At 36.6% G+C, this 9,433-nt stretch carries 9 protein-coding genes, 1 tRNA gene and 1 other RNA gene; 7 read left to right on the forward strand and 4 right to left on the reverse strand.

The genetic code is table 11. From position 1 onward, the window contains the following. Positions 1-247: 247 nt before the first annotated feature. Positions 248-874 carry an RraA family protein gene (locus PVA17_RS23780; protein WP_274069196.1) on the forward strand — a complete coding sequence of 209 codons (627 nt, stop codon included), beginning with the start codon at positions 248-250 and terminating at the stop codon, positions 872-874. 48 nt (positions 875-922) lie between these two features. Here PVA17_RS23780 and PVA17_RS23785 read toward each other — a convergent pair whose 3' ends face one another. From PVA17_RS23785 to PVA17_RS23800, 4 genes are all read right to left on the reverse strand, one after another. Beyond that, positions 923-2,197 (reverse strand): cation:dicarboxylate symporter family transporter, encoded by a 1,275-nt coding sequence (locus PVA17_RS23785; RefSeq protein ID WP_132364648.1) that lies wholly within the window; start codon positions 2,195-2,197, stop codon positions 923-925. Positions 2,198-2,288: 91 nt separating this feature from the next. After that, positions 2,289-3,167 (reverse strand): response regulator, encoded by an 879-nt coding sequence (locus tag PVA17_RS23790; protein WP_142510997.1) that lies wholly within the window; start codon positions 3,165-3,167, stop codon positions 2,289-2,291. After that, positions 3,168-4,430 (reverse strand): ATP-binding protein, encoded by a 1,263-nt coding sequence (locus PVA17_RS23795; protein ID WP_274069197.1) that lies wholly within the window; start codon positions 4,428-4,430, stop codon positions 3,168-3,170. Between the two features lie 291 nt (positions 4,431-4,721). After that, positions 4,722-4,814, reverse strand: a tRNA-Ser gene (locus PVA17_RS23800). Between the two features lie 492 nt (positions 4,815-5,306). Between PVA17_RS23800 and ffs the strand changes: the two genes are divergently transcribed. The 6 genes from ffs to PVA17_RS23830 all read left to right on the forward strand — a co-directional run bounded on the left by ffs (position 5,307) and on the right by PVA17_RS23830 (position 9,183). Further along, positions 5,307-5,574, forward strand: an RNA gene (ffs, locus tag PVA17_RS23805) — signal recognition particle sRNA large type. Positions 5,575-5,825: 251 nt separating this feature from the next. Continuing rightward, positions 5,826-7,616 (forward strand): DNA polymerase III subunit gamma/tau, encoded by a 1,791-nt coding sequence (dnaX, locus tag PVA17_RS23810; protein WP_132364642.1) that lies wholly within the window; start codon positions 5,826-5,828, stop codon positions 7,614-7,616. 21 nt (positions 7,617-7,637) lie between these two features. Then, the gene (locus tag PVA17_RS23815) at positions 7,638-7,952 is read left to right on the forward strand and encodes a YbaB/EbfC family nucleoid-associated protein (protein WP_132364640.1); all 315 of its coding nucleotides are present in this window, start codon (positions 7,638-7,640) and stop codon (positions 7,950-7,952) included. 11 nt (positions 7,953-7,963) lie between these two features. After that, entirely contained in the window at positions 7,964-8,560 is a 597-nt protein-coding gene (gene recR, locus PVA17_RS23820) for a recombination mediator RecR (RefSeq protein ID WP_132364638.1), read from the forward strand. A 13-nt stretch (positions 8,561-8,573) separates the two neighbouring features. Further along, complete coding sequence (locus PVA17_RS23825; protein WP_132364636.1) at positions 8,574-8,789, forward strand: YaaL family protein; 216 nt, start codon at positions 8,574-8,576, stop codon at positions 8,787-8,789. A 121-nt stretch (positions 8,790-8,910) separates the two neighbouring features. Further along, positions 8,911-9,183, forward strand: a complete 273-nt coding sequence (locus PVA17_RS23830) for a pro-sigmaK processing inhibitor BofA family protein (RefSeq protein ID WP_132364634.1) — start codon at positions 8,911-8,913, stop codon at positions 9,181-9,183. The last annotated feature ends 250 nt before the right edge of the window (positions 9,184-9,433 follow it).

Consider the following 9,433-nt stretch of genomic DNA (forward strand, 5'->3'; position numbering starts at 1 on the left):
ACTTATACTTAATATATTTATTTTTATATAAAAGTAAGTTTATGTGTACCTTACTATAAATACATTTATACAATTTTCTCCTGTAGGCAAAAGTATTTTTAATCAAAAACTATGGATCTTTTTAACAATTATTAATGCTAGTAGCAACATAAATTACGTAATTTTCTGAAATTTATTGAAATAGTAGATGAGTTTTATTTACAATAATTGTGTAAAGCTTTCGTAAATTATAATAGGGGTGTTATAGATGACAAAGGTGGAAGTAAGTTTTAAGCATTTGCCAACGACTGTAGTTTCAGATGCGACAGGAGGACATACGAATTTACGCAGTGATATTAAACCGTTAGCAGATCATTTTAAAATAGCTGGCCGTGCGGTAACAGTACGCTTACCAGATGGTGAAAATGGTGCAGTTTTGGAAGCCATTCGAGCTGCTCAAGAAGGGGATATTTTAGTAATTGACGCTAAAGGGAATACCAATCGTGCAGTTGCTGGTGATTTTGTCCTTTCATTAGCGAAGGGTATAGGTGTACAGGGCTTTGTCGTTGATGGTGTTATTCGTGATATGGCAGCTATTCGTGAACTAGACTTTCCCGTATTTTCACTGGGCACAACGGTAGCAGCTGGCAATAAAAACGGCGGTGGCCAAGTAAATGTTCCTATTGCTATTGGAGGCGTTTCTGTTCGCCCCGGTGATTATATTATTGGGGATGTGGACGGTGTCGTTGTCGTGCCACTGGAAGATGCAGAGCGTATTGTGGCAGCCGCTGAGGTAAAGCTTGAAAAAGATGACGTACGTGCTCAAGAGGCACTTGCAAATGGAAAAGAATCTATTATTAACTATTTAGATAAAGTATTAAGTGATCAAAAATAAAAAAACCCTCACGATGCCATCCATACATCGTGAGGATTTTTTTAATTTTTATGCTAAATTTTTATTTTCATTAAAGTAATTTTTCATTTTCTCTGAATCGAAACGGCCTTCCCATTTCGCCATAACTAAAGATGCAAGTGAGTTACCAATTACGTTAACGACTGTACGTCCCATATCGAGAATACGATCGATACCTGCGATAAATGCTAAACCTTCAATTGGAATGCCGACAGTACCTAATGTTGCTAGAAGCACAACGAATGATACTCCTGGAACACCTGCAATCCCTTTAGATGTAACCATTAATACAAGCATTAACGTAATTTGTTCACCAATGCTTAGGTGAATACCGTACATTTGAGCAATAAATAATGCAGCAATAGCTTGGTACAGTGTAGAACCATCTAAGTTAAAGGAATAACCGGTTGGAATAACAAAGGATACGATATCCTTAGGAGCACCTAGTTTCTCCATTTTCATCATAATTCGCGGTAACACAGCTTCAGAACTTGCTGTTGAGAACGCTAAAATCAGCTCATCTTTTAGTACTTTAATTAAGAAGAAGATACTGATACCTGTAAATTTGGCCACAAGACCAAGAACGACAAAGATAAAGAATAGCATTGTTGCATAAACAAGTATAGCGAGTTTACCAAGTGGTATTAGGGAAGCGAATCCATATTTGGAAACGGTTACACCAATTAAACCAAATACCCCAATTGGAGCGAATTTCATTACGAGGTTAGTTACCCAGAACATCGTATCTGCTACCCCTTGGAAGAAGTCTAATACTGGTCTTCCTCGTTCGCCAATGGCAGCAACCCCTAAACCAAAAATAACTGAGAAGAAGATGATCGCAAGCATATTACCTTCAGACATTGCCTGAACGATATTTGTTGGTACAATGCCTACAATAATATCAAATGGTCCCTCATGCTGTACTTCTTCTGTAGTGGCAACGTATTTTGAAATATCTCCTTGAGAGAGCTCGTTCATGTTTATACCCGCGCCTGGTTGGAATAAGTTTGCGGAAAGTAAACCAATGACAATTGCTACTGTTGTAATAATCTCGAAGTAAATAAGCGATTTTCCGCCTAATCGTCCAAGCTGTTTCATATCTCCAGTACCAGCAACACCAACGATTAAAGTTGAAATAATAATCGGTACAACAATCATTTTAATTAGATGAAGGAAAATATCACCTAAAGGTTGTAGATATGTTTCAATTTTGGGGTTTCCGTAAAAAATACCACCAATAATAATCCCTAAAATCAAACCGACTAAAATTTGAGTGGCTAAACTGATTCTAAATTTCTTCTTCAAAACCTTAGTACCTCCTAATATTAAAATTTTTAGGACTTGCCTTACTTTAATAATACAGAGGACTTATGAAATCCGACAAAATCCGAGAAAATTAATTTACTTTAGTTAAAATGTCTGAATATAACACCTGAATAAACTTCTTAATATTAACCTTTGCTTTACGATTTCCGTGATCTTCTATCTGCGTCATCAGATGACGAATTTCTTTAAAGTCAAAGTATCGAGGTGCATAATATTCAAATTCGGAGTTGGTATAATCTACGACACCTAAATTGGCGAGATTTATCATCGCTGCTAATATAGTACGGCGCACCCGCTGTTCAATGGCTTTACTTTCCTTCAAAATTTCATCTGGTGTAGCCTTTGTGACAACTGCAACCTCCTCATAAAGCTCCTTTAATGGTGGAAGTGGTGCAATTTTGTGCTGATGCGCAAGTAATGTTTCAATGATAGCTATAATATCTTCGCTTCCAATCTCACCAACGATACCCATATCATTTAAGATAGATTGAATATGATCGCGTGACGTTGCTTTATGATTTATTTGTTCACTTAGATCAATATTTGTAAGGGATTGGCGGATAATAAGCAATGAATTTTTTAGGCGAAATTGTTCAGTTGTTTTACGTAAAACATTTTCAACCTCAATACGGTTTATCGGTTTATGAATAAAGAAATCTATACCTTGCTTATATGCCTCACCAACCATTTCCTTATTCACAACTTGAGAAATCATGACAAATTGTCCTTCAAAACGATTTTGAATAAGGTGTTCGACTGTTGCTATTCCATCAAGCTTGGGCATGAGTAAATCAATCAACACAAATTCAGGTTGTGTCATTAAAATTTGTGGAATGGCGTCCTCACCATTACGTGCTTCACCAATAACTGTGCCTAAGCCACTATCTTCAATAATTTGTTTTAACATGACCCGACTTGCGCGATCATCATCTACAATAAAATACCTCATTTAAGTCTCTCCCGTTTGAATAGTTTGCGTAGGAACTGTAATTTTAAACATCGTGTTTTGAGTATTTGATTCAACGGTTATTGAGCCATTTAATTTATTTACTAATTCAGCAACATGTGAAAGACCAATACCTGTTGCTGCGACACCGTCTACATTGTATTTTGTAGTGTATCCAGGTTCAAAAATAATAGAGAGATTATTTTGTGGAATGCCCTTCCCGTTATCACATACTGTTATTACAGTATCATCCTGTTGCTGTTGAATGGCAATAGAAATGATACCTTGATTTTCAATTGCTTCTATAGCATTAGCTGTTAAATTATTCAAAAGTGCAAGTAATGCAATATGTTCCTTCGTTTGAAAATCGATTTCAATATTTAGGTTAATTTCAATTTCTTTCCCGAGAAAATTAGCGTACTTACTGTTCCCATCTTCGATATAATGTAATAATTCTGACAATCTAAGGGAGCCAAAGCTCTTTTCACCAACAATTTTAGAAATACCTGCATAAATGCGTTGTGAATCCTTCTTCACTTCATGAATTTCCTGGGCAATATGAAGTGCCTGTAAACTTTCTGCATGATAACCTAGCGATTTTAATTGTCGATATAATTCAAACCCATTGATTGTTATGGCTTCTATATCGTTCATCGATTTTTTTAAATAAAGTGCCTCAACATATAAATCTGAGCCGATCGTAAGCATTTCTTGAACACGTTTTTTTTGCTCAGCAATTAAAATAGAACTATAAATACCAACAACAAAAAAGCTACGTAATAAAGCAACTGCTAATAAAATAAGTAAATCATGAAGAAATAAAAACGTATAAGAATTTATAAAAAAACGAAATAGTTGTTCCACTAAATTACTGAATACTTCACTAAATGCAACTAGCAATCCAAGCAATAATGGTTTTTCTCTATATTGATGAATGCTTAGAATTTGTAGGCATACTGCAAACATTATATAAAAGGCGGCGGCAGGTAAATGTATTAGTAAACTATCGGCTACTGGAACATCATGTAAAGTGTAATTAATGATAACTCGAAAAATGGTTGTCACGATACTCGTAGTAAATCCAGCAAAAATGATCGGTGTAGGTCTTAGTAGAGTACACAAAAAGAAAATAATACTTCCTAATCCGAAACGAAAAGGTGTATCAGCGAAAGGCATTATTTTAATTTCACTACCAATAGCAGTTAACAGAGCGATTGTTAAAACCCAAGTGAGGGAAGCACGAGATATGTAAAACTTCGAGTGCATAAAAAAATCCTCCCTAATAATATTAACGAGCATTATGCTAAAAAGCTCGTTTGCGTGTTTGAAATAAAATGTAATTGTACCACTACTTTTCATATTGCGTTGGGCGAAAAGTAGTTTTTGAATGAAAGTGCATTGGTCTAGATGAAATAATGCTATAGATTTTTTCATAGTTATAACATCTTAATTTACAATAAAAAAATACCACAACCTAAGTGGAAGTGGCATCTAATAAATGTTACTATAATTTTCAAGCAAAAAAAACGGCTACATTCGTAGTCGGTATTTTAAAAATGGAGGAGGTAGAGGGATTCGAACCCCCGCGCGGTGTTACCCGCCTGTCGGTTTTCAAGACCGATCCCTTCAGCCAGACTTGGGTATACCTCCATATTGTTTTGTTACGTTGTCTTATCGACAAGATTTAATTTATCATATTTCAAAATTTAAGTCAACAGATTTTTTATTTTTTTTAACTTTTTTCTTTAGATACAGAAGTCGCTCAACTTTATAGAAGGGAAATGAATGCGGTACTAAGTCACTTTTCAATGGCTATCATAGAATCGTAATGTAGTTCTTATAGGATATTAGCTTAAATTATCGCATCCGTGAAATAAAGCTAACTGATCTGGATCGATAAAAACGCCACGTCCTATGGCATTACCGAAATGACCGACATCGTGTCGGCCCTCATGCAGATCTAAGTACAAAGCCAATTCCAGAGGCATTGTTTATTGGCGTGAAAGCAAGGTAAACAGCTACAATTATGCCGAGGCATAACGGATTAATAATTTCTTATTTACAATGCAGACAGAATGTTCCAAACAAATATTATGCATATTAAGTTGCAATTTATGAAAACAGTCAGTATACTAGTTATTGCCGTGCTAGGTGGGAAGGTAGCGGTGTCCTGTAACTCGCAATCCGCTCTAGCGAGACTGAATTCCTTTTTAGAGGCTGTCCGTATTGTTTGGTCTGCCTTTTGCACGTAGTGTTGACGATTGGGTCCTGCGCAATGGATACCCATGAACCATGTCAGGTCCGGAAGGAAGCAGCATTAAGTGGTCTTATTCATGTGCCGCGGGGTTGCCTAATCTGAGCTAACGACAAGAGTAACGCTTATGTGCGGCTGTCGAAGAAAGGTGCACGGCATTAAATTGCCAATTCAAACGTATCCGTCTATAAAAGGCGGATGCGTTTTTTTTATGATTTTATAATATTTTTAGGGATGGAAGGTTAATCACCAACACGTTTAAGAAAGTTATAAATTGTACGGCGGACCTACAGAAAGTGAAAGAATTGTCCCGAAGCTTTAGAAAAACGATGACACTATTTTATAAATAATGAGGTAAATGCTATAATAGAACTATTCTATATAATAAAGAAGAGGAGAGGAATCCATTGACGTATCAAGCATTTTATCGTGTGTATCGACCGCAATCATTCCGAGAAATGTCTGGTCAAGCACATGTCAAAAGAACGCTACAAAATGCTCTCCTAGCGAATAAAACAACACATGCTTATTTATTTTCTGGCCCACGTGGTACCGGGAAAACAAGTACAGCTAAAATTTTTGCAAAAGCTTTAAATTGTGAGCATGCACCATCAAAAGAGCCTTGTAATGAATGTGCTACTTGTTTAAGCATTACAGACGGTTCTCACCCAGATGTTATTGAATTTGACGCGGCGTCTAATTCACGCGTTGAAGAAATACGAGACATCATTGAGAAAGTTCGATTTGCTCCTGCGAGTAGCAGATTTAAAGTGTATATCATTGATGAAGTGCATATGCTTTCTACAAGTGCTTTCAATGCCCTTTTAAAGACGTTAGAAGAACCACCTTCACATGCTGTATTTATTTTAGCAACGACAGAGCCTCATAAATTGCCCGCAACGATTATTTCGCGATGTCAGCGCTTTGATTTCAAGCGTCTTTCGACCAGTGATATTATTGAGCGCATGAAAGTTGTATTAGAAGATATTGAGTTACCGTTTGAGGAACAAGGTTTAAAGGTAATCGCACAATCAGCAGCGGGTGGTATGCGTGATGCTTTAAGCCTATTAGATCAGGTTGTATCCTTTAGTGGAGAAAAGTTGAAGCTTGAGGATACATTGCTTGTGACAGGTTCTATTAGTCAGGAAGTTTTCTATGAGTTAGCAGAAGCTCTTAAAGTAAAAGATGTCGCGCAAATGCTTGCGTTATTAGAACAACTTATTGCGGATGGGAAAGATCCTCTTCGCCTTTCTGAGGACTTAATTACATTTTTCCGAGATTTATTATTACTGCAAACAAGTGAAGATTTGGCCGAATTATTAGAACTAGTATCACCAGAGGAGCGAGTGTTTACATTAGCGCATGATTTTGCACCGGATTTGCTATATGGCTACATTGATATTTTAGCCAAAACACAGCAAGAAATGCGATTCTCCCACCATACTAAGATTTATTTGGAAACAGCATTACTTAAAATGGTGCAGTTTTCGGGTGGTGCAGTTGGTCAGACTACCACTTCAGGCGAGGTAGCTATGAGCCCGGAGCTCGCCCAAAAAATTGTGGCGCTTGAGCAGATGGTGCAACAACTATCAGCTCAATTACAAGCTGGTGCTCCTATGCAAACGGCGCAAACACCAAAAGAACAGCGCCCGCGAGCAAAAAGTCCGAATGGCTATAAAGCACCAACAGGCCGTATTCAAGAGATACTAAAGGATGCTACAAAGCAAGATGTGCAACGTATTAAATCAGTTTGGGCACAGGCATTAAGTCAAATGCAAAAATCTCAATCAGCTCTTTTGGCAGAGGCTGAACCTGTTGCGGCATCTTCAAGTGCTTTTGTGTTAAAATTCAAGTATGATATTCATTGTCAAATGGTTGCTGATAATCAATCCCTAAAAGCTCAATTCACACAATTAATTGCAGGGCAAACTGGTACTATGTACGAAATGCTTTGTACGCCAGAAGAGGCTTGGTTAAAATTACGTGAAGAGTTTATTCGTGATCATGGCTTACAGCAGCAGAAAAAATCTTCTCAGGATGAAACTGATCATGAAATGGAATTATTAGAACCACCTCCGGTAGATATGTCGGAAGGGCCGTTTATCGATGATGCTCAACCACTTGCGTCACAAGATCCACTTGTAACGGAAGCGGAAAAGCTGTTTGGTAAAGATTTTATTGAGATTGTTGAAGATTAATCATTTAGGAGGAATATGTTTATGCGTGGAATGGGAAATATGCAAGGTATGATGAAAAAAATGCAAAAAATGCAAAAGGAAATGATGGAGGCTCAAGAGGCTTTAAATGCAGAGCAATTTGAAGGTGCAGCTGGTGGCGGTATGGTGAAAGTAACTGTAACTGGTCAACGTGAAATTGTAGAAGTAAATCTTGATCCATCAGTAGTAGATCCAGACGATATCGAAATGCTACAAGATTTAATCGTTGTTGCTACAAATGAAGCACTGAAAAAAGTAGATGAAAAAACGAATGCAACAATGGGTAAATTCACTCAAGGCATGAATCTTCCGTTCTAGGAGGTAAATAAATGTACTACCCAGAACCAATATCGAAACTGATTGATAGTTTTATGAAATTGCCAGGTATCGGGCCGAAAACCGCGGCTCGTCTGGCGTTTTTTGTGTTAACAATGAAAGAGGATGACGTTTTATCCTTTTCAAAGGCATTAATTGATGCGAAGCGAAATTTAAGCTACTGTTCCGTATGTGGCAACATAACTGATGTAGATCCATGTCATATTTGTACAGACAAACAAAGAAATCATTCTATTATTTGTGTTGTCCAAGATACAAAAGATGTAATTGCGATGGAAAAAATGCGCGATTTCAATGGTATGTATCATGTATTGCAGGGAGCTATTTCACCTATGGATGGTATTGGTCCAGAGGATATAAATGTCGCGTCCCTACTAGTTCGTTTGCAAGATGAGAATGTTCAAGAACTTATTTTAGCTACGAATTCAACGATTGAGGGAGAGGCAACAGCTATGTATATTTCTCGTCTAGTGAAGCCATCTGGTATTCGAACAACACGGATCGCTCACGGACTACCAGTAGGTGGAGATTTAGAATATGCAGATGAAGTAACGTTATCGAAGGCAATGGAAGGTCGCCGAGAATTGTGAGTGAGGGATTAATATGTTCTTCCGCAGTAAGGGAAAATTAAAAAAAGAATTCGATGACAAGCTTGTGAATCTTATAAAAGGAACAAAAGAGGATTTGCAGCAGGCGAAGATAATTGAAGAACTACTAGATGACTATGATTTAGAAGTAATTGCTCAACGAAAAGCAGCGGAGAGTATACATTTTTATTTATTCAAGGAAGCTAGAATTCGTAGAGTATTAATTAAATAATAGTTTTTAAACTTATTTCAGCATCGCTAAAAATAAGTTAATGCATAGGTATAAATAATACTCATAGAAGCAAAACAGGAAACATAAACTTTCATAATTATATTTTTGAGGGGGAAACCATATGTCGTGGTTAGTAATTATGAGCTTTTGTGTACCTGTAGTGCTTCTTTTTCTTTATATAATAATAAGACATGCCAAGATGGGTAAAATTTTAGAAGGAATGTCTGTGTTTTGGTTTAGATTTGCTTTCGCTTTTCTACTGTTATTTCTTATTCACTTAGGAATAGGGTATGCAGGATATAATGTGCCGATTAATCTATTTTCAGTATTCACAATTGCAATATTAGGTATTCCGGGTGTGTTAGGGATAACTGCTTTAGTATATTTTTTATAAGATGCTTGCAAAACAAAAATATTGTGGTATAGTAATAAGAGTCGTTAAGATAACCGTTGAAAAACAAATGAGTTTTAAATTAAAAAACTAATTGTTGACAACGAGTAAACGACATGATATTATATAAAAGTTGCTGTTAAACAGCGACGGTATGAACCTTGAAAACTGAACAAGCAAAACGTAATCAATAAAGTTTTTACTAGCTAACCTCGAGTTAGTGAACGAAACAAAATTTTGGACATCAAACATG

Origin of the sequence: Lysinibacillus sp. CNPSo 3705 (assembly GCF_028674935.1) — a bacterium.
In the GTDB taxonomy this organism is placed as follows: domain Bacteria; phylum Bacillota; class Bacilli; order Bacillales_A; family Planococcaceae; genus Lysinibacillus.